This is a genomic window from Streptomyces sp. NPDC048290 (assembly GCF_040652095.1).
GTDB lineage: Bacteria > Actinomycetota > Actinomycetes > Streptomycetales > Streptomycetaceae > Streptomyces.
Genome location: NZ_JBEZLM010000012.1, coordinates 284600 through 306880, shown reverse-complemented (window position 1 = coordinate 306880; position 22281 = coordinate 284600). Strand labels below are relative to the sequence as shown.

Sequence of the window (22281 nt, the reverse complement as noted above, 5' to 3'; positions counted from 1 at the left end):
ACGCTGGTGCTGGCGTTCTTCAACCCGTTGGCCGCGCTGGTCCGTCAGACGTTTCTGAAGGCGTTGTACCAGGCGATTCTGTCGAGTCTGAAGTACCGGGTGCTGTTCGCGATCGTGGTGCAGCAGGTGATCAATGTCCCGATGGGCGTGATTCTGGACCAGTTGGTGCAGTGGAGGCTGGCGCAGGAGGGGAAGTTCACGACGCAGGGCTCGATGTACACCTCGCAGGCGGCTGGGTTCGGTGCGGTGCAGGGTCTGGTGGCGGTGCCGATGCAGTTCGCTGCGGGATGGCTGGCCGGGCATGTGTCGAAGTGGATCAACAAGGGTGTGCGGGGGTCGTTGTTCGACGACCTGGTGAATGCTTTCCGGGGGCGTCCGGGGTCGGGTCCTGATGTGCCGCCGTCCGGGGGCGGGAAGCCCGGCGCGCGCCCCCCGGCCGACCAGGTGTTCGCGCGGGGGTTCTCGGACCGGGTGGATCAGGTGCTGAAGGGTCTCTCGCGTCCTGGTGGTCTGGACGGGGCGGGCGAGGACACCTTCGTGACCAGCATGGGGAATCTGTTCGCGCGCCGGTTCGGTGAGGACATGGGTGTGGGGGCGGCGCGGGGGCTGGGGCGGGAGTGGGCTGACACCTTGGTGAGGGGCGCGGGCCGGGAGGGTCTTGGGGGCGCGCTGGACGATGTGCTGGCGCGGGGACTGCCGGTGGGGGTCGGGGACGACGTGCGGCGGGCGATGTCGTATGGGGTGGCGCGGCATGTGGGGCCGGATTCCTGGGCGGGGAAGTTCGGTGCGTTCCTGGTGCAGGGGGTGGGTGAGGGCGCGACGGGTGTGGGTGCGGAGATGGCCTACAACGCGATGGCGTTCAGGACGTTCAGCGTGGGGGCCGCCGGGTTCTACTCGGGATTCGCGAGCGAGCGGCTGAACGCGGTCCTGGAGATCAACGCCGGTTCGATGGGCGCGGGGCTGCGTGCGCGTTTTGACGATCTGACGTCGAAGATCTCGGCGTTCACGGATTTCTCGGGATTCAGGAACGGGTTGCTCAACGGGTCCGACGTCCCGTCGGCAATGGCTCCAACCCCTGTCGCCTCAGGCACGAATTCGCCGAACGGGTCGTTTTCGGCTACCACGAATGGGCCGATCGTTCGGTCGGGCAACGATGTCTCCGTGGCGGGCGAGCCTGCGTCCACGGACCCGGTCAGCGTGCGGACGACCACGAGCGACGCCCTCTTCCAGACGCTGTCCGTGGACGTGGACCCGATCACGGTCACCGCGCCCACGCCCCTTCCCGCCGTGACCGGCATGGACATCCCTGCGACGACGCTCCCCGGCATCGACATCCCTACGACGACGATCCCTACGACCGCGATCTCTGGCATCGACGTTCCTTCGACCGTGGTCCCTCCGACCACGACCTCCACCACCGACACCCCACCGACCGCGATCCCTCCCACCCCCACCAGTTCCACCCCCTCCGACACGTCGTCCCCCCAGGACCGAGACGCCGCGACCCTTCCGCCCCCGGTGTCCCGTTCGGCCCCGCACATCGTCGTGCCGGACAGCCGGGGCCTGCGGGACGCGGTCACCCGTGCCGCCGTGGCCGCCCTGCGCGAGGACGGGGCGACGCGGACGGGCGAGCCCGATCCGGCGCGGCAGGACCCCAACCCCCTCACCCGCATCAACTGCGTGATCCTCCTGGAGCACCTGACCCGCCACCTCTACCCGGCCAACAACCTCCACCTCCTCGCCTCCCCGAACACCCCCACCGCCCCCGGCGGCACAGGCGTCCGGGCCGCCGTGACCGTCGATGACATCAATGCCGGCACCTCCCGCACCGACCGGCGGCTGGCGGACGGACCCGGCTGGCGGACGGTCACCTCCTGGGACACCGTCCAGCAGGCCCTGGACGGGGCGGAGCCCGGTTCCAGCGCGCTGATCCTCAGCGGAAGCGCCACCGGCGACGGACACGCCTTCGCCGCGTTCCGGACGACGACCGAGGTCAACTGGGTCGAGATGCAGGCCGATACGGGCCCCTTCACCGGCCCCGACCAGCCCCGGAACCTCCCCCTGAACACCCGGGCCGTGATCGTCGGCCCCGACGGCACCGTCCGCCCCGACGCACTCCCCGAACAGCCCTCCACCGCCACCCTCGACGCCCTCACCGACCCCCCCGCCTCCCTCGACTACGCCGGTCTCGCCGAGGAGCAGCGCGCCACCGTCCGCCGCCCCACCGGCTACCCGGACCTCATGGGCAACCTGTTCCAGGACGACACCGTCCGCGTGCCTGCCCCCCTGCCGCCCGCCCCTCCGCTCCCCGCCCCCGACTGGCACGCCCTCGCCCACGCCCCGGTCTTCGATGTGCCCCGGCTGCTGGCCGAGTTCGCCGCCACCCCGGGGGCGACCGTCGACACGACCGTCCGGGGGCTGGCCGACGCGATCGTCCGGCAGACCGGCGGTCCGCTCGACGCCGCCGTCCTCACCTTCGACATCGCCGCCACCGAGACCCCGGACCGGGTGCGCGGTCATCTCGCCTGGGCCCTGGGGGTCGTACGGGAGGATCTGCGGCAGGAAGCGGGGTCCGACCCGCAGGCCGAGGCACGGGCGCGGCGGTTCGTGCGGGTACACCACACCTCCTACCTGAACCCGCGTCTGCTGCTCGACCGCCCCGGCACGCTGTACGACTCCCTCGCGGCGGTGGACCATCAGGTGCGGGCCGTCCGCGCCGCGTTCGCGCGTGGCGCCGACCCCCTGCCCGTGCCGCCTCCGCCCGAGCCGCTCCGGGTCTTGGGCATCCGCCCGCAGAATCTGCTGGTCGCCCTCACCGAGGAACTCGGCGTCCCCGTCCGGCTGGACGTCAGGAACCCGGACGGGTCGACGTACCGGCGCTGGGCGGAGTCCAGCGGGCTCGTCTACGCCCAGGACCCGACGCCGGGCGGCGTCCTGCCCGTCGAGGTCCACGGTGTGTGGGGCTGGACCGTGCTGGACCGCACCCTGAGCGACGTCCACACCCGCCTCCCGGACCTGCACCGGTACGCGCGGCTGCTCACCGCGCCCCGGCTGCCCCGCGCGGCCGAGACACAGGCCGCGCTGCCGCCGCAGGTGGTGAACGACGCGCACACGGCCCTGGAGTTGATCGACGGCCTGACGCGCGGCACCCTCCGCCAGCATGTGCGCACGGCCGTCGACCGGATCGACGCTCTGCTCGACCCGACGGCGATCACCTCGCTGACCACGGAGCTGGCCGGGCGGCAGCCGACCGGCTCCCGGGCCGCCCAGGTCGGCGCGCTGACCGGACGGCTGGTCGCCGCCGGTGACGGGGCCTCCGCCATGCTGCTCCCCGCGCCGGACGGCCCCCCGGCCTCCCCCCTCCACCTGGTGAACGTCGACGGTGTCATCCGCTGGGTCGACGCCGACAGCGGCCCGCTGCCCGACCCCCGGGTCCCGGGCAGCGCGTTCCGTGCGCTGGAGTTCGACCCGGACGGCCACCCGCTCGCCCCGCAGCCCGATCTGCTCCCGCTGGGCGGCCATGTCTGGCCCCTGCGCGACCTGCTCCTCGGGGACGCGGAGTGGACGCGCGTCCTGGACCTGGCGGCACCGGAACGGCCGTCGGCCCGGGTCGCGCCGCCCGTGCCGTTCAGCGACCAGGTGACGGCGTTCGGCACCGGCCACACCGGCGCCCTGGACCTCGTCCACATCCTCCCCGTGCCGCAGACGACCGTCGACTGGCTCCAGGACCAGGTCATCCGAGCCGTAGAAAGCACGGCGAACGCGGCGAACGCAGTCAACACGCCCAACAGGACCAACAGGACCAACAGGCCCAACACAGCGACCGCACAAGCCCTCACCCGCCCGGACGAAACGTTTCGCTCCGCCGTTCGCTCCACCCTCACCACCCGATTCCTCAGCGCCGACTGGCCCCGGCTGTTCAGTGCGTCGGGACTCCCGCTGCGGGTGCCGTACCGGGGCACCTGGTACCCGGTGTCCCTCCGGCTGGCCACCGCCGACCCGGAGCGCGCCGACCCGGGGATGGAGCAGCTCGCCGACGGCCCGCCCGCGGCCGTGCACCGATGGGCGTACGCGAACGGCGAGATCACCGAGACCGTCGGTGAGGGCGGACTGCGCCCGGGGACGGCGGCGTACACACGGTCGTTCCCGATCGGGCGGCGACCGCTGGCGGAGGCCGCGATCAGCCCCCAGGCGGCCGTCGCGCACAACCAGGCCGGCAGCTGGGTGACGACCGGCCGGACCGTCTTCCCGATGGTGCGGCTGCGCAGCTCCGAGCGGACGTTCCCCTTCACGTTCGCCATGGAGTGGGAGCTGCGGACCGGCGACGCCGCCGGGGAACTGCTCGCCGGACGGCTCCCGGACGACCGCTGGGAGGCCACCGAGGGCCCCGCCCCGGACCGGCTGACGGTGTGGTTCCCGCGCCACCTGGTGGAACCGGTGGCCGCCCCCGCCCCCGACCCCGCCGACCCCGCGACCCGGCCCGCCCCGCTGTCCCGGCTGCTGGACGAGGTGCCCCTCTACAGCCTGGTCAGCATCCCCGGCCACGACCGGCTGGCCGCGCACATCGTGGAGTCCTTCCCGGGCCACCTCGACCAGCTGTCCGACAGCTCGCGCGAGGCGCTGCGCGAGTTCCTCTCCGAGGGCAGTCTGCGGGTCAACATGCCGTTCCTGTGGGGCGGTTCCCTGCCGTCGCCCACCCTGTACGACACGCGCGGCACGGTCCTCGGGTATCTGCGCCTCGACGTGGACCTGACCGGCGGCGACAAGGTGACCGGGCCCATGTTCGGCAGCGCCCAGATCCAGAGCATCTTGAACCGCACGGTACGGATGACCGGCGGCTCCTCCGTGACGAACTCCCTCGGCGTCAACCTCCCCGTGCCGGGCGTGTCGCTGACCCTCGGCGGCGGCACCGACCCGGACACCGGCGCCCCCCGTGTCGGCGGCTCGCTGAGCGTCCAGGTCGGCGTACGGCACACCTTCACCCACACCCTGGGCTCCGGCGGCTCCACCCGCGTGATGCGCACCCTGAGCATCACCCGCCCCCTGTTCCACATCACCCCCGACGTGACCGTGCGGGCCGTCCTGGTCCGCCCCGCCGGTCCCGAGGTGCGGCCCGCCGAGGGCACCCCGCTGGCCGACCCGGCCCGCCGCTACCCGGTGAACCTGCGGGTCCCCTCCGCCGACTCCCTGGGCGCGGCGCCCGCCGTGCCCCGGCACCTCCCCGGGCATCTGCTGCACCTCACCTCCCTCGGCACCGCCACGACCACCCTCCAGGTCGAGGGCACCGCCGCGCTGTTCGACCAGGCCCGCGCGGTGCTCGGCGACCGCGGCTTCCTGCCGCCCCCGTCCTGGTCCGACGCCCTCGGCATCCCGGACGCGGCCACCCAGAAGTCCGTACGGGCCGGGCGGCTGGACAATCTGCGCCGCTTCGACCAGGCCCGCGAGCGGCTCGGCCTGCGCTCCGCACTGGACGAGATGATCGACGGCGGCCTGACCACGACGTTCACCCTGCCCACCACCGCCGGGGTGCGCCGCGCCACGCTCACCCTCGTCGCCGAACGCGCCTACCAGGACGCGGGCCCGCACGCCGGGGTGGTCCACGAGTCGTCGGTGCCCGCCGTGTACACCGCGAACTTCTTCGGCGCCGGCCTCAGCGGCGAGGAGTCCTTCACGACGGTCCCGCTCGCCTGGAGCGCCGGGGTGAGCGGCACGGTCACCAACCCGGTCGGCTTCCTGGGCGGCACCCGACCCCTCACCCAGGCCGGCGCCGAGTACGTGTACAGCGCCCAGAACGCGCACACCCGGGGCTCCGCGACCGGGGCCGACCACGACTACTACGTCGTGAACCCCTCCGCCGAGGGCATCCAGGTCTTCCGCGTCCCGGTCACCTACCGCATGGAGCTGTCCTTCAGCGAGGGCCCGTCCCCGAGCCCCTGGCAGGGCGACGGCTGGGTACGGCTGGCCGTGCCGACGTTCCGCACCCTCACCGATCCCCTCGACACCCCCGGCCGGACGCTCCCGCTGGTCCGCGACAAGGACCAGGCGGACGAGCCCCTGCTGCGGCAGCCGGAGAACGGCGACCGCACGCTCCAGAACGGTGTGCTGCGGCTGCCCGAGACGGCGTTCCTGACCCGGGTGGAGGGCAGCGGCACCCTGCGCGGTGCCGTCCACGACCTCCTCGCGGGCCTGGACCGGGAGGCGGCCGTCCTCGCGGAGACCGCCGAGCGCGCCGCGACGATACCGGGGGCGTGGCCGGAGGACCCGGGGGCGAGGCGGGAGCGCTCCCTCGAAGACCCGGGGGCGGGGCGGGAGCGCTCCCTCGAAGACCCGGGGCCGGCCCCGCGGCACGCCGAGCCCGCCTCGGTACCCGCCCCTGACTCCGGCGCCGCTGACGACCAGCGCCTCGCGGCCCTCGACAACCCCGGAGGCATCCCCCTCAACACCCTCGCCACCAACCCGGCTGACCCCACTGACCCCGTTCCCGCTCCTCAACCCCCCGCCCCCAGCCGCCTCTCCGGCCTCTCCGGTCTCTCCGGTCTCCCCGGCCTCCCCGGTCTCTCCCGGGCCACCGCCCTCGCCGGTACCGCCGCCTCGACCGCCGCCGGGGTCGTCGGACGCGCCGCGCTGACCGCCGCCCGCTGGGTCGCCGTACCGGCCGCGGTCGACGGCGCCTGGAAGTTCGTACGGCACATGGCGGTCGGCGACCCCGTCACCGCACCGGAGTCCGGTATCGAGCAGGCGGTCGGCTCGGCACTGTCCCCGCAGCACCTCCAGGGCCACGCGATCCGGGTCTTCCGGGACTCCTATGTCATCGAGGCCGGCAGCACCCCCGGCGCGCTGGCGGGCACGGACGTGACCGTGGAGGTCCGCGGCTATCTGAAGGACGTCCACCGGCTGCCGCAGGCGCCGAAGCTCACCATCGAGCGCTACAACCAGACCAACGACGCCTCCTCGACCACCGAGGCGCACACCTCGGGCCACCGGCTCGCGGGCACGCTGACCGCCCGCTACGGCACCGGCACCCGCTCCTTCGACCCCGCCGGCACCTACAGCTTCACCACCGCCACGACCCGCTCCACGACGGTCGCCGACCGCACCGGGTCGGCCCGGGGCATGGTGGACGAGGGGATGACGGCCCACCTGTTCACCGCGACCCCGGTCTATGTCGTCACCGTCCGCCAGTCCCTGAACAACCTGGTCACCGGCACCGTGCACCCCGGCTCGTACCTGGAGCGCAGCCGGGTGGTCGAGGTGCCCGCCGGTATCGAGTTCGGCCTCGTGGACGACGATCTGCGCAACCACGGCGAGTTCACCTCGCTCGGCGGCCCCACCCCCGCCCCGGCCACCCCCCGCGACCGGATGCTGCCCCCCTGGTACCGCGACACCGGCGGTGTGATGGCCACCGGCACCGTCACCGAGGCGCATCTCGACGGCGGACGCGGGGCCCTGAACGACGCCGTCCTCGCGAGCGTCGAGGAACAGGCCCCCGGCTCCACCGTCCCCGGCAGCGCCACCTACCGGCGCAATGTGCTGACCCGGATCAACGAACACACCTCCGCCCTCGGCGTGCGCAGCCTGCCCGAGGCCGGACCGGCCGGACACACCGCCTTCCACTTCGTCCACACCTCATGGCTCGGCCCCCGCCTGGTCGAGGTCTCCTTCAGCGCCCGCCCGGTCCCGGACCCGGTCCACGCACTGGACGGGATACGCGGCGGGGTCACCGACCCCTTCTCCGGCTTCGACTCCCTCTACGACCGCTCCAGCGGCGAGGGCACCTCCCTGCGGGTGCCGGGCGCCACCCAGCTCGCCACCACCCGCACGGTCGGCCACGGACTGGACTTCGCCCCCGTGGGCCAGGTCCGCGGCAACCAGGGACGGCCCCGCCTCGGTCTGTCCGCCACCCGCGCCACCACCGAGAACCAGTCCTCCAGCCGCCACACCCGCGACTGGGCCCGCACCCTGAACACCGTCGACTTCCACGCGGTGCCCTACGAGTACGGCTGGCGGGTCACCTCCCGCCCGCTGACCGAGGCGCTCCTCGTCCGGATCGTCTCCGCCGGACTCGGCGGGCTGACCGGCGGTCTGCTGTGGGCGGGGCGGGCCAGCCGGGTCCTCGACCTCCTCCCGCCCGCCCTGCGCCACCTCCCCGACCCGGCCGGCGAGTCCCACGGCACCCTGCGGGGCCGGCTCAACCTGCGCTTCCCCGCCGACGAGGCACCGCCCGCCGCCGCGGCCCCCCTGCCCGGCGCGCTCGTCGCCCCCGCCGTCCTCGCCCTGGACCCCACGGCACCCGTCCCCCCGCCCGCCCCCGGCGCGGTCGTCCTCCAGATCCAGCCGCACGAGGTCCCCACCGAGGTGCGCGCCCTGCTCACCGGCGCCCCCTGGCAGCCCACCCGCCCCATCCAGCTCTACGGCTTCGACGGCCTGCCCCAACTGGCCCAGGCCCTGCGGGAGGTCGACCCGGCGCTGCGCGACGCCACCGACCCGCAGACCAGCCGCTCACCGGCGGGCATGTTGCTGCGCCTGACCGACCTGGTCCGCTCGTATCGGCCGACGGCCCTCGAACCGGCCCGGGTCGCCACCTTCCTCGGCCGCGAGGGCAGCCCCGGCATCACCCTGCGGATCGGCGTGTACGCGGCCCGCCCGGAGACCACCAGCAAGGACGTGGCCCTCGACCGGATGGTGATGATGACGGACGGCTTCGGCGGCCAGACCAGCAAGACCAGCACCTTCGGCGCGGTCTTCGGCGGCTCCCCGCTCGACACGGACGGCATCCAGCGCGGCGGCCCGTCCATCCCCCTGCTGGGCGGCACCAGCACCGTCGGCCAGGGCTCCTCCTCCACCGGCCAGCGGCGTGACGTGCTGCGCACCGGCACCACCCAGCCCGAAGCCGACGGCTCGGGCCTGACCGGCCACCGGGTCCGCGCGGTCGCGGTGGTGGAGGTACGGGGCCCCGCGGGCACCCGCTGGGTGGTCGGCGACCTCCTCCTGCGCACGACGGAAACCCCACCACCGCTCCCCACGAACGGCACGGGACGCATAGGCGGCACGGGACGCACGGACGGCACGGGCGGCACGGGCGGGAACCCGGTCACCTCGGCCCCCTCCGACTCGTCGGACCCCCTCGTCGACCACGACCCGACGGTGAGCCCGCCCGACCACGGTTTCACCACGACCCCGGCCGAGTACACCCCGACCGCGAGCCCACCCGACCACGGTTTCACCACCACCCCGACCGCGACCCCGCCCCACCCGTACGCCCCCGTGCCCGACCTCTCCCGTCGCCTCGCCATCCTCGACCCCCGGCTCCCGGCCCTGCACCGCCAGGCCCTGCTGCTCTCCGCCCCGGCCCCGGGCGAACCCGACGCCCTGCGGAACGGCCTCCCGCGCGGGGCGGCGGACGGCGCCCGCAGCGCCCTGGACGCCATGACCCGACTCGCCCGGGGCATGAGCCCGGACACGCCCCCCGTGGTCGCCGACCGCGTCACCGGCCTGCTCGACACCTCGGCCGCCGGACGGCTCACGGCCCGCGCCGCACTGCTCTCCACGCACGGCCCGGAACCGGCCGGCCGGGACGCCCTGACCGCCCGTCTCCGCGCCGCCGGCGACGGCGCCCGCGCGCTGCTGGTCACCGACTCCACGCGCCCCGGTACCTCCCGCACCGGCCCCTGGTACGTACACAACACCGACGGGCAGCTCCACTGGAGCGACGGCGACGGGGACCTCCCCACCGCCCCCTCCCCGGGCACCCTGGGCCGCTACCGCTCCCTGGAGGTCGACCGGACGGGCACCCTCCTCGCCCCGCCCTGGATGCTCCGGACGCTCGGCGCGGGCCCCTGGTCCATCCCGGTCCTGGCCGACGGCGCACCCCTGGAGACCTTCCTGGACCTGGCCCTCGGCACCGGCACCACCCCCGACCCCGACCCCGACCCCGACCCCGACCCCACCCCCGACCCCGCCCCCGGCAGCCCCGCCGCGTCGGTCTCCGACCACATCACCGCCGTCCTCATGGGCGACGACGCCCCCCGGCCGACCCGCCCCACCGAGCCCACCGCACCCGCCAGGCGCTGACGCCCGTGTACGCCACCCACCGCACCGGGCCCGGGAGCCCACCGCGTCCGCTGGGCGCCGACCCTCTCCCGCCGATCACTCGGCGATCAGCGGCCTTGACCACGAAACCACGCGGCAGACGGCCAGCGCGGTGAACCACGTCCGGCGGCCCGGCACCCAGGCCAGGAAGCCCGCCGCACCCACCGGAAATGTTCGGGCGTCATACGCAGCCCCAGGACGAAGAACGGCAGGAACCGCAACACCCGCTGGAGATCGAGGTCGTCCCCGATGTCCGGCGACATTCTGTTGAATTCCCAGTTCGCAGCGGGTCGGACCACGGGACACGGCCACGCTGGTGTGACCGACGTTGCGTCACGCCCCGCATACCGGAGCCGGGTTGGTGGCACGATGGTTCTGGCGGGGACGCGTGGTCGCGGTCCCGGCCGGGAGAGCGGACCGACCGAGGGTGTGATCAGTTGTGGCCATTTCACTGTCCGTTGTGGTGCTGTTGGCGATCATCCTGGTGGTGTTGATCCGCGGCGGCTCGATCAAGGCCGGACCAGCCATCGTCGCGATCCTCTTCGGCTTCTTCCTGGCCTCGACGGGCATGGCCCCCTCGATCAACAGGTTTATGAACTCGATAGCGGAGACCATCAACTCGATCAGCTTCTGACGCCGCCCGTCACCGCGGGTTACGCTCGTCCGGGAGCCGACGACGCGAGACGGGGGACGGCACGGGGATGGCGCTGCGCGACTCCGATCCGGTCGAGGTCGGCGGGTACCGGATCGAGGACCGGCTCGGTTCCGGCGGCATGGGCGTGGTCTATCTCGCCCGCTCCGCCTCCGGCCGCAGACTCGCCGTGAAGGTCGTGCACGACCAGTACGCGGGCGACGACGAGTTCCGTCTCCGCTTCCGCCGCGAGGTGGCCGCCGCCCGCCGGGTCAGCGGCGCCTTCACCGCCCCCGTCGTGGACGCCGACGCCGACGCGGACCGCCCCTGGATGGCCACCCTCTACATCCCCGGCGCCACCCTCGCCGCCCATGTCCGCGCCCACGGCCCGCTGCCCCTGCCCGCGCTGCGCGATCTCGCCGCCGGACTCGCCGAGGCCCTGCGCGACATCCACCGCGTCGGCGTCGTCCACCGCGACCTCAAGCCCGCCAATGTGATGCTCGCCGAGGACGGCCCCCGCGTCATCGACTTCGGCATCTCCCGCGCCGCCGAGTCCACCGCCGAGGCCCTCACCCAGACCGGCCGGGTCCTGGGCACCCCGCCCTTCATGTCCCCCGAGCAGTTCGCCGCGCCACAGCAGGTCGGCGCCGCCACCGACGTCTTCTCCCTCGGCGCGGTCCTCACCTTCGCCGCCACCGGCAAGAGCCCCTTCGACAGCGCCAACCCGTACGAGACGGTCGTCCAGGTGGTCGAGGGACGCCCCGAACTGGACGCCGTACCCGAAGAGTTGCGCCCGTTCGTCCGCGCCTGTCTGGAGAAGTCCCCCGAGGCCCGCCCCACCGCTCCCGAACTGGTCACCCGCCTCCACCAGTCCGCCCTCCTCACCGCCGCCCCGGCCCCCCACCCGGCGCCCGGCCCCGACCCCGCCGCCACACACGCCTCGGACACCGAGTGGACCGGCACCGACTGGTCCGGCTCCGACACCTCCCTGCCCCGCCCCGCCCCGACCGTCCGCAGACCCCGGCGCCGCCTCCTCGCGGTGGTCGCCGCCTCCCTCGCCCTGATCGCCGCCGCGGCCACCGTCCTGGTCCTCCAGCAGTCCGGTACGCGACCCACCGACCAGGCCACGGCGAGTGACCTGCCCGCCGACTGGCGGCCCTGGCAGGCGACCGTCGACGCGACCGGCGGCTCCGGAACGGCCTTCCACGGCTGTGTGGCCGCCGGCACCTCCGTGGTCTGCGCGGGCGACGATCTGATGGCCGCCGGATTCGGGCTCGCCGACGGCGGCGGCGCCTGGCAGCGCCCCATCGACCCGACCCCGGTCTCCGACAGCAGCGGCACCCGCGGCTCGGTCATCGGCACCCGCGGCGACGACCAGGTCTTCGTCTACGGCGCCGACGAGAGCGGCACCCCGGCGGCCACCGTCGCCGCCTACACCGTCCAGGCCCTGTCCGCCGACACCGGCGAGGTGCTCTGGCGCACGCCCACCGGCCGCGGCGAGCGCGCCACCGCCCCCGACGGGGAGCACGGCGGCGCCGTGGCCGTCCCCGAGGGGGTCATCGCCCTCTACGGCGACAAGAGCGAGTCGTACGCCCTGCTCGACGCCGAGGACGGGACCCCGCTCTGGCAGCGGACCCGCCCCCGCGACCGCACCGGCTGCGCACTGAGCGGCGCCGCGGAACAGGCGTATCTGCTGTGCCGCACCGGCCAGGAGGGCGACGGCGACCTGCGCACCACCGTCTCCCTGCTCGACCCGGGCGGCGGCGAACCGTTCTGGACGACCGAGACCGACGGCGATGTCACGGTGCTCGGCGACCTGGACGGCTGGCTGCTGATCGCCGCGCGCGTGGGCACCTCCCGCGTGATCAGCCGGATCGACACCGCGACCGGCACCGTCGAGCCCCTCCCGCTGCCCGACCCCGTCCCCGTCGGAGCCGCCGTCCACCTCGTCCAGGACGGCCTGTATCTGACCCTGACCAGCGGGAAGGTCCTCGCCTACGCGGCCGGGACCGGCGAGTTCCGCTGGGAGACCAACTCCACCGTCGAACGGCAGGGCCCGCCCGTGGCCTCCACCACACACCTCTATCTCGCTTCCCCGAGCGGCCGGGTCGCCGCCCTGGACCTGGCCACCGGCACGGTCGGCGCGACCTCCCCCGGCCGTGAGAACACCTCGGGTCTCGCCAAGACCCCCAGGCTCGGCGCCCGGCCCCTCCTCGTCGGCGACGCCCTGTACGTCCCCTACGGAGCCCGCTCCCTGTACACGGTGGACATCGGGCGCATGTGACGGCGCACACCGCAGGCACGGATGCGCCGGGGCGGCCCCCCACGCGCCGGACATGCGTCGGGGCCGGTCACGAACACTTCCGTGACCGGCCCCGGGCCGAGCAGAGCGGGCGACGGGAATCGAACCCGCGTAGCTAGTTTGGAAGACTAGGGCTCTACCATTGAGCTACGCCCGCACAGCCACCGCGGATCCGGAGATCGCGGCACCGGGAGCATCGTAGCGGGTCACACACCTTCGCCGCACACCACTTGTGCGCCCCCCACGGCCAGGACCGCGGCGCACCGCATATACGGCGGTCGTACCCCTCGTGGGCATGTACCCTACGTGTCGCACCTGACGGGGTGTGGCGCAGCTTGGTAGCGCGTCCGCTTTGGGAGCGGAAGGCCGTGGGTTCAAATCCCGCCACCCCGACCACACACATCCGGGACATCCCGTGCCCGCCGTGCTGCCGCGTCCCGTGATCGCCTTTTGGGGCGTTCGGCCCCTGCGGTTACTATGCAAGCTGCGCGCCCGTGTCTCTCCTCACCGAAGCCCCCGGGCGGCGAATGTGTCGGACCTGTCTGGCTCCGGCCGCATCCAAGAAGTCAGCCACAAGGAGACCGAACCGTGAAGAGCGCCGTGGAGAACCTGAACCCGACCCGGGTTCGGCTCACTGTCGAGGTGCCCTTCGAGGAGCTCAAGGACAGCCTCGACGCGGCGTACAAGAAGATCAACCAGCAGGTCACGGTGAAGGGCTTCCGCAAGGGCAAGATCCCGGCCCGGGTCATCGACCAGCGGTTCGGCCGCGGCGCCGTGCTGGAGGAGGCCGTCAACGACGCGCTGCCGAAGTTCTACACGGAGGCGGTCAACGAGGCCGAGCTGAACGTGCTGGGCCAGCCCGAGGTCGACATCAAGGAGCTGAAGGACAACGAGCTGCTGTCCTTCACCGCCGAGGTCGACATCCGCCCGGCCATCGAGATCCCGGACTACTCCGGCATCGAGGTCGAGGTCGACGCGGTCGAGGTCACCGACGAGGACATCGACACGTCCGTGCAGCAGCTGCGCGAGCGCTTCGCCTCCACCTCCCCGGTCGAGCGCGCCGCCGAGGACGGCGACGTCGTCACCATCGACCTGGAGGCCAAGGTCGACGGCGAGGTCCTGGAGGACGGCATCGCCTCCGGTGTCTCCTACACCATCGGCTCCGGCGAACTGCTGGAAGGCATCGACGACGCCGTGAAGGGCCTGGAGGCCGGTGGCGAGGCCACCTTCACCTCCGAGCTGAAGGGCGGCTCGGCGGCGGGCAAGGAGGCCGAGGTCACCGTCAAGGTCACCCAGGTCGCCGCCCGTGAACTGCCCGAGCTGGACGACGAGTTCGCACAGCTCGCCTCCGAGTTCGACACCCTGGACGAGCTGAAGGCCGACAGCCGCAAGCGGCTGGAGAACATGAAGCAGTTCGACCAGGCCACCCAGGCGCAGGAGCGCGTGCTGGAGAAGCTCCTTGAGCTGGTCGAGGTCCCCGTCCCCGAGAAGCTCCTCGAGGACGAGGTCAACACCCGCAAGCACAACCTGGAGCACCACCAGCTGGGCCAGATGGGCCTGACCCTCGACAAGTACCTGGAGCTCCAGGGCAAGACCGCCGAGGAGTTCGAGACCGAGACCCACGACGCCGCGGTCAAGGGCATCAAGACCCAGTTCGTCCTGGACGAGCTGGTCAAGTCGGAGAAGCTCAACGTCAACCAGGACGAGCTGACCGAGCACCTGATGCGCCGCGCCGCCTCCTCGGGCATGTCCCCGGACCAGTTCGCGCAGGCCGTCGTGGAGCAGGGCCAGGTCCCGCTGCTGGTCGGCGAGGTCGCCCGCGGCAAGGCCCTCGCGGTGGTCGTCGAGGCCGCTACGGTCAAGGACACCAACGGCGAGATCATCGACCTCGACGACGACGAGGACGAGACGGAATCGGCCACGGAAACAGCCGCCGAGGTCACCGACGGTGACACCGGTGACACCGACACCGAGGCCGACGACAAGGCGTAAGCGATACGAAGAGGGCCCTGGGCGAGTAGAACGTCCGGGGCCTTCTTCGTCTCCGGGTCGGGGGACGCCCCTTAGGGGCGCTGGGGGTGCCCCCTCTGGGGGAGGAACTGCGCGACCAGCCCCCACCCACCCGCACCCGCCCACGCACGCAGCACACCCCACCCCTCGCGCGCCCGGCCCCTGAGCGGAGCGCTACGCCCCCGGCGAACACCCTCAATTCCGGGATTCCCCCGGAGGGGCACCGCGTTAGGGTCCATGAATACGGCGAACGTAAGACGGCCCGGTGCCGTCGCAAGACGAGCAGGTGGATACGTGACGAATCTGATGCCCTCCGCCGCCGGCGAGCCTTCCATCGGTGGTGGCCTCGGCGACCAGGTCTACAACCGGCTGCTCAACGAGCGGATCATCTTCCTCGGCCAGCCGGTGGACGACGACATCGCCAACAAGATCACCGCACAGCTGCTGCTCCTTGCCGCCGACCCCGACAAGGACATCTACCTCTACATCAACAGCCCCGGCGGCTCGATCACGGCCGGTATGGCGATCTACGACACCATGCAGTTCATCAAGAACGACGTGGTGACCATCGCCATGGGTCTCGCGGCCTCGATGGGACAGTTCCTGCTCAGCGCGGGCACGCCCGGCAAGCGCTTCGCGCTGCCGAACGCCGAGATCCTGATCCACCAGCCGTCGGCCGGCCTCGCCGGTTCCGCCTCGGACATCAAGATCCACGCCGAGCGGCTGCTGCACACCAAGAAGCGCATGGCCGAGCTGACCTCGCAGCACACCGGCCAGAGCGTCGAGCAGATCACCCGCGACTCCGACCGCGACCGCTGGTTCGACGCATTCGAGGCCAAGGAGTACGGCCTCATCGACGACGTCATTCCCACGGCCGCCGGTATGCCGGGCGGCGGCGGCACGGGCGCCTGAGGCGCCCCGAGCGCAGCCCCAGCCGACCGCCACAGCTCCTAGGAGACAGACAGTGAACGATTTCCCCGGCAGCGGCCTCTACGACCGCACACGTGCCGAATACAGTGGCCCGGTGGCCGAGTCCCGCTATGTCATCCCGCGCTTCGTGGAGCGCACCTCGCAGGGCATCCGCGAGTACGACCCGTACGCGAAGCTCTTCGAGGAGCGGGTGATCTTCCTCGGGGTGCAGATCGACGACGCGTCCGCCAACGACGTCATGGCGCAGTTGCTGTGCCTGGAGTCGATGGACCCGGACCGTGACATCTCGGTCTACATCAACAGCCCCGGCGGCTCCTTCACCGCGCTGACCGCGATCTACGACACCATGCAGTTCGTGAAGCCCGACATCCAGACCGTGTGCATGGGCCAGGCGGCCTCCGCCGCGGCGATCCTGCTCGCGGCCGGCACCGAGGGCAAGCGGATGGCCCTGCCGAACGCGCGGGTCCTCATCCACCAGCCCTACTCCGAGACGGGCCGCGGCCAGGTCTCGGACCTGGAGATCGCCGCGAACGAGATCCTGCGGATGCGCGCCCAGCTGGAGGACATGCTCGCCAAGCACTCCACCACGCCGATCGAGCGGATCCGTGAGGACATCGAGCGCGACAAGATCCTCACCGCCGAGGACGCCCTGTCCTACGGCCTGATCGACCAGATCATCTCCACCCGCAAGATGAACAACGCCTCCGTGCGCTAGCACGGACCCCGGGCGGTGCGCGAGCCCTGCCCGGGGGAGTATCGTCTGCCGCCCCTTGGCATGGTTTGCCCCGGTGCCCCACACGGTGCACGTCGAAGTGAACCGCGCCAAGGGGGGCCCGAACGGGGGGCCCGGCAAGGTACCGTCGACATAAGGCAGCACCAGGAGCCGCTGGACTCGAAAGCGTCCAGGCAGCTCCCAGGCGAAGGGGAAGCACACCGTGGCACGCATCGGTGACGGCGGCGATCTGCTCAAGTGCTCGTTCTGCGGCAAGAGCCAGAAGCAGGTCAAGAAGCTCATCGCAGGCCCCGGTGTGTACATCTGCGACGAGTGCATCGATCTCTGCAACGAGATCATCGAGGAAGAGCTGGCGGAGACCAGCGAGGTGCGCTGGGAGGAGCTGCCCAAGCCGCGCGAGATCTACGAGTTCCTCGAGGGATACGTCGTAGGTCAGGAGCCGGCCAAGAAGGCGCTCTCGGTCGCGGTGTACAACCACTACAAGCGCGTCCAGGCCGGCGAGAACGGCGGCGCCCAAGGGCGTGACGACGCCATCGAGTTGGCCAAGTCCAACATCCTCCTGCTGGGTCCCACGGGCTCCGGCAAGACCCTCCTCGCCCAGACCCTGGCCCGGATGCTGAACGTACCGTTCGCCATCGCCGACGCCACGGCGCTCACCGAGGCGGGCTATGTGGGCGAGGACGTGGAGAACATCCTCCTCAAGCTGATCCAGGCGGCCGACTACGACGTCAAGAAGGCCGAGACCGGGATCATCTACATCGACGAGATCGACAAGGTCGCGCGCAAGAGTGAGAACCCGTCGATCACCCGGGACGTCAGCGGTGAGGGCGTACAGCAGGCCCTGCTGAAGATCCTGGAGGGGACCACGGCGTCCGTCCCGCCGCAGGGCGGCCGGAAACATCCCCACCAGGAGTTCATCCAGATCGACACCACGAATGTGCTGTTCATCGTGGGCGGTGCCTTCGCCGGCCTGGAGAAGATCATCGAGTCCCGGGCGGGCGCCAAGGGCATCGGCTTCGGCGCCACCATCCGCTCCAAGCGGGAGCTGGAGGCCAAGGACCAGTTCGAGAACGTCATGCCGGAGGACCTGGTCAAGTTCGGCATGATCCCGGAGTTCATCGGGCGGCTCCCGGTCATCACCTCGGTGCACAACCTGGACCGCGAGGCGCTCCTCCAGATCCTGGTCGAGCCGCGCAACGCGCTGGTGAAGCAGTACCAGCGGCTCTTCGAACTCGACGGTGTGGAGCTGGACTTCGAGCGCGAGGCCCTCGAAGCCATCGCCGACCAGGCCATCCTGCGCCAGACCGGCGCCCGTGGCCTGCGCGCCATCATGGAGGAGGTCCTCCAGGCGGTCATGTACGAGGTCCCGTCCCGCAAGGACGTGGCCCGCGTGGTCATCACCGCCGACGTGGTCCTCTCCAATGTCAACCCGACCCTGATCCCGCGCGACTCGCGCGGCCGGGGCTCCGGGGAGCAGAAGTCCGCCTGAGCGCCGTACACGGACACGGACACAAGGCGACACGGACACAAGGCGACACAGACACAAGGGAAGGGCCCCGGTCGAGGCGACCGGGGCCCTTCCCTCATCTCCCCGACGGGGCCGTCACTTCTTGACGCGGATCTCCGCGCGGAAGTCCGCCACCAGCTTCGCGGCCTCGTCCAGGGTGTACGTCTTGGTACCGGCGGTCGGCTCGACCACGCCCATGGTGCTGTAGTCGGCCCAGATGCACAGATAGGTGTTCTGCTTGTCGCCGGTCACCACGTTGGCCGACTCCGCCTGCTGGCACTTCATCACCGCGCCGTCGAGGCTCGCGGGTTCCACGGACTTGGCCTCGCCGATGAACTTGATGTCCTCGCCGCCCGACTCCTTCTTCATCTCCGCGAAGGTGGAGTCGAGCGCGGCCTGCGGGTCCTTCACCTTGCCGTACACACCGAAGAACGTGATGTTCTCGGCGTCGCCCATCTGGCTGGGGTCCTCGATGGTGGTCAGGTCCACGGTCGAGTAGGCGGCGCTGACCGAGGTCGGGTCGGTGATGCCGGACTTCGCCAGGTCCTTGGCGTCGCTGGTGCTGGCCTCCTCCTCGGCGGACTCGCCGAAGCGGTCGTACTTCGACAGCACCTTCGCCGGGGCGCTCAGCTTGTGCGGGCCGTCGTCCTCCACGGCGCCCGCGCCCGAGCCGCCGCCGATCAGGAAGTACGCGCCGACACCGATCGCGGCGACCACCGCGACCGCGCCGATGATCAGGCCCGTCTTCTTCTTGCCGCCGCCCCCGGCCGGGGGCTGGGGAGCGCCGTACGGGGGCTGGCCGTAGGGCGGCTGCTGGCCGTACGGGTTCGGCTGCTGGGGAGCGCCGGGCTGCTGCGGGTAGCCGTAGCCCTGCTGGGGCGGCTGGGGCGGCTGGCCCTGGGGCTGCTGGGGGTAGCCGTAGCCGGGCTGGGGTGCCTGCGGCTGCTGGCCGTAGGGGCCCGGCTGGCCGTACGGACCGGGCTGGCCCGGTGTGCCGGGCTGCTGCGGCTGGCCGCCGTAGGGGCCCGGCTGCTGGGGCTGTCCGCCGTACGGGCCCGGCTGGTTGTAGCTCATGACGCGATCCCCCTGTGGATGCTTATGTGTTCCTGACATCCTGGACCAGGGCCCGGAGCGGCAGACCATCGGGGTGCCCACCGTTACAAAGGAATCGTGTTTCGGGACCCGCCCGTGACACCCCTAAACTGGGCGCGTGACCGAGAACTCTCAGCAGCAGCCCACAGCGCCCCACATCGAACTGCCGACCCAGTACGCGCCGGCCGACGTAGAGGGCCCGCTGTACGAGCGCTGGGTAGAACGCGGTTACTTCGAGGCCGACGAGAAGAGCGACAAGCCGCCGTACACCGTCGTCATCCCGCCGCCGAACGTCACCGGGTCGCTGCACCTGGGCCATGCCTTCGAGCACACGCTCATCGACGCCCTCACCCGCCGCAAGCGGATGCAGGGCTTCGAGACGCTGTGGCAGCCCGGCATGGACCACGCCGGTATCGCCACGCAGAACGTCGTCGAGCGTGAGCTGGGCAAGGAGGGCAAGTCCCGGCACGACCTGGGCCGGGAGGCGTTCGTCGAGCGCGTCTGGCAGTGGAAGGGCGAGTCCGGCGGGCAGATCTCCGGCCAGATGCGCCGCCTCGGCGACGGCGTCGCCTGGAACCGCGAGCGGTTCACCATGGACGAGGGCCTCTCCCAGGCCGTCCAGACCATCTTCAAGCGGCTCTACGACGACGAGCTGATCTACCGCGCCGAGCGCATCATCAACTGGTGTCCGCGCTGTCTCACCGCGATCTCCGACATCGAGGTCGAGTACCAGGACGACGACGGCGAACTGGTCTCCATGAAGTACGGCGAGGGGGACGACACCATCGTCGTCGCCACCACCCGCGCCGAGACGATGCTCGGTGACACGGCCGTCGCCGTGCACCCCTCCGACGAGCGCTACCGGCACCTCATCGGCACGCTGATCCGGCTGCCGCTCACCAACCGCTCGATCCCGGTCGTCGCCGACGAGCATGTCGACCCCGAGTTCGGCACGGGCGCGGTCAAGGTGACCCCGGCCCACGACCCCAACGACTTCGAGATCGGCCAGCGGCACGACCTGCCCGCCATCACCGTGATGGACGAGCACGCGGTCATCACCGTCCCCGGTCCCTTCCAGGGCCTGGACCGGCTGGAGGCGCGCTCCGCGATCGTCGCCGCGCTGCGCGCCGAGGGCCGGATCGTCGCCGAGAAGCGCCCGTACGTCCACTCGGTGGGCCACTGCTCGCGCTGCAAGACCACCATCGAGCCCCGGCTGTCCCTCCAGTGGTGGGTCAAGGTCGGCCCGCTCGCCAAGGCCGCCGGTGACGCGGTCCGCGACGGGCGGGTCACGATCCATCCGCAGGAGATGGAGAAGCGCTACTTCGACTGGGTCGACAACCTCCACGACTGGTGCATCTCCCGCCAGCTGTGGTGGGGCCACCGCATCCCGGTCTGGTACGGCCCGGACGGCGAGGTCGTCTGTGTCGGCCCCGACGACGAGCCGCCCACCGGCGAGGGCTGGCACCAGGACACCGACGTCCTGGACACCTGGTTCTCGTCCGGCCTGTGGCCGTTCTCCACGCTGGGCTGGCCCGAGCGGACCGAGTCGCTCGCGACGTTCTATCCGAACTCCGTCCTGGTCACCGGCTACGACATCCTCTTCTTCTGGGTCGCCCGGATGATGATGTTCGGCCTGTATGCGATGGACGGCACGCCCCCCTTCCACACCATCGCGCTGCACGGCATGGTCCGTGACCAGTTCGGCAAGAAGATGTCGAAGTCCTTCGGCAACGCGGTCAACCCGCTGGACTGGATGGACAAGTACGGCTCCGACGCCCTGCGCTTCACCCTCGCGCGCGGCGCCAACCCGGGCGTCGACGTCCCGATCGGCGAGGACTGGGTCCAGGGGTCCCGGAACTTCGCCAACAAGATCTGGAACGCGACCCGCTTCGCGCTGATGAACGGCGCCACGGTGGACGGGCCGCTGCCGGAGGCGTCCCGCATGTCCGCGACCGACCGCTGGATCCTGTCCCGGCTGAACTCGGTCGTCGCGGAGGTCGACGCGCTCTACGACGACTACCAGTTCGCCAAGCTCGCGGACACGCTGTTCCACTTCGCGTGGGACGAGGTCTTCGACTGGTACGTCGAGCTGTCCAAGACCACGTTCCAGGCGGGCGGTGAGCCGGCCGAGGTCTCCCAGCGGGTCCTCGGCGAGGTCCTCGACGTCACGCTGCGGCTGCTGCACCCGGTCGTCCCGTTCGTCACCGAGACGCTGTGGACGACGCTCACGGGCGGTGAGTCGGTGGTGATCGCGGACTGGCCGAAGGACAGCGGGTTCCGCGACGCGGGCGCCGAGCGGGAGATCGAGTCGCTCCAGTCCGTCATCACCGAGGTGCGGCGCTTCCGGGCCGACCAGGGCCTCCAGCCGGGGCAGCGGGTGCCGGCCCGGCTGACGCTGGACGGTACGGCGCTGGTGCCGCACGAGGCCGCGATCCGTCAGCTGCTGCGGCTCCAGCCGGAGGGGGCGGAGTTCTCGGCGACGGCGACCCTGCCGGTCGCGGGGGCGTCGGTGGCGCTCGATCTGTCCGGCACGATCGATGTGGCGGCGGAGCGGAAGCGGCTGGCCAAGGACCTCGCCGCCGCGGAGAAGGAGAAGGCGCAGGCGGAGGCGAAGCTGGGCAACGAGGCGTTTCTGGCGAAGGCGCCGGATCAGGTGGTGGAGAAGATCCGGGCCCGCCTCACGAAGGCGGAAGCGGACATCGCCCGCATCGGCGCCCAGCTGGACCGCCTGCCACAGGTGTGACCCGGCTGCTGTGACGGACGCCCGGAGCTGCCATGGCTCCGGGCGTCCGCGCTGCCGCACCGGGGTGACACTCCCCGCGCTGACGGGTGCCGCCGCGCCCACCCTCCCCCATCGCCCCAGCGGCACGACTGCCCGCAGTCAGGGGCAGCGCCCTGCTTTTGGGGGCGCGGGGGGCTGCGCGATTGTGCGGGCCCGCGGCGGCGCCCTGCTTTTAGGGGCGCGGGGAACTGCGCGATCGCCCCCA

At 72.0% G+C, this 22281-nt stretch carries 9 protein-coding genes and 2 tRNA genes; 9 read left to right on the top strand and 2 right to left on the bottom strand.

Features of this window, described 5'->3' with window-relative positions:
- Window positions 1–27 precede the first annotated feature (27 nt).
- From AB0D49_RS22705 to AB0D49_RS22695, 3 genes are all read left to right on the top strand, one after another.
- Window positions 28–10071 carry a hypothetical protein gene (locus AB0D49_RS22705; protein ID WP_362760146.1) on the top strand — a complete coding sequence of 3348 codons (10044 nt, stop codon included), beginning with the start codon at window positions 28–30 and terminating at the stop codon, window positions 10069–10071.
- Between the two features lie 457 nt (window positions 10072–10528).
- The gene (locus AB0D49_RS22700; protein WP_362760143.1) at window positions 10529–10723 is read left to right on the top strand and encodes a hypothetical protein; all 195 of its coding nucleotides are present in this window, start codon (window positions 10529–10531) and stop codon (window positions 10721–10723) included.
- A 67-nt stretch (window positions 10724–10790) separates the two neighbouring features.
- Window positions 10791–13004 (top strand): serine/threonine-protein kinase, encoded by a 2214-nt coding sequence (locus AB0D49_RS22695; RefSeq protein ID WP_362760140.1) that lies wholly within the window; start codon window positions 10791–10793, stop codon window positions 13002–13004.
- 104 nt (window positions 13005–13108) lie between these two features.
- Here AB0D49_RS22695 and AB0D49_RS22690 read toward each other — a convergent pair.
- A tRNA-Gly gene (locus tag AB0D49_RS22690) sits at window positions 13109–13179 on the bottom strand.
- Between the two features lie 162 nt (window positions 13180–13341).
- Here AB0D49_RS22690 and AB0D49_RS22685 point away from each other — a divergent pair.
- From AB0D49_RS22685 to clpX, 5 genes are all read left to right on the top strand, one after another.
- A tRNA-Pro gene (locus tag AB0D49_RS22685) sits at window positions 13342–13418 on the top strand.
- A 192-nt stretch (window positions 13419–13610) separates the two neighbouring features.
- Window positions 13611–15014, top strand: coding sequence for a trigger factor (gene tig, locus AB0D49_RS22680; protein ID WP_362760137.1), 1404 nt, complete (start codon window positions 13611–13613; stop codon window positions 15012–15014).
- 324 nt (window positions 15015–15338) lie between these two features.
- Entirely contained in the window at window positions 15339–15944 is a 606-nt protein-coding gene (locus AB0D49_RS22675; protein ID WP_030818448.1) for an ATP-dependent Clp protease proteolytic subunit, read from the top strand.
- Window positions 15945–15996: 52 nt separating this feature from the next.
- The gene (locus tag AB0D49_RS22670; protein ID WP_362760134.1) at window positions 15997–16677 is read left to right on the top strand and encodes an ATP-dependent Clp protease proteolytic subunit; all 681 of its coding nucleotides are present in this window, start codon (window positions 15997–15999) and stop codon (window positions 16675–16677) included.
- Between the two features lie 220 nt (window positions 16678–16897).
- Complete coding sequence (gene clpX / locus AB0D49_RS22665; protein WP_355746007.1) at window positions 16898–18184, top strand: ATP-dependent Clp protease ATP-binding subunit ClpX; 1287 nt, start codon at window positions 16898–16900, stop codon at window positions 18182–18184.
- A 114-nt stretch (window positions 18185–18298) separates the two neighbouring features.
- On the opposite strand, the gene AB0D49_RS22660 is transcribed toward clpX, so the two are convergent.
- Window positions 18299–19276, bottom strand: a complete 978-nt coding sequence (locus AB0D49_RS22660; RefSeq protein ID WP_362760130.1) for a hypothetical protein — start codon at window positions 19274–19276, stop codon at window positions 18299–18301.
- 136 nt (window positions 19277–19412) lie between these two features.
- Between AB0D49_RS22660 and AB0D49_RS22655 the strand changes: the two genes are divergently transcribed.
- Complete coding sequence (locus AB0D49_RS22655; RefSeq protein WP_362760127.1) at window positions 19413–22037, top strand: valine--tRNA ligase; 2625 nt, start codon at window positions 19413–19415, stop codon at window positions 22035–22037.
- Window positions 22038–22281: the final 244 nt, after the last annotated feature.

Excerpts from the sequence above, each read along its gene's own strand:
- AB0D49_RS22695 (WP_362760140.1), top strand. The coding sequence starts at position 10,791 with ATGGCGCTGCGCGACTCCGATCCGGTCGAGGTCGGCGGGTACCGGATC.
- AB0D49_RS22675 (WP_030818448.1), top strand. The coding sequence starts at position 15,339 with ATGCCCTCCGCCGCCGGCGAGCCTTCCATCGGTGGTGGCCTCGGCGAC.
- AB0D49_RS22660 (WP_362760130.1), bottom strand. The coding sequence starts at position 19,276 with ATGAGCTACAACCAGCCGGGCCCGTACGGCGGACAGCCCCAGCAGCCG.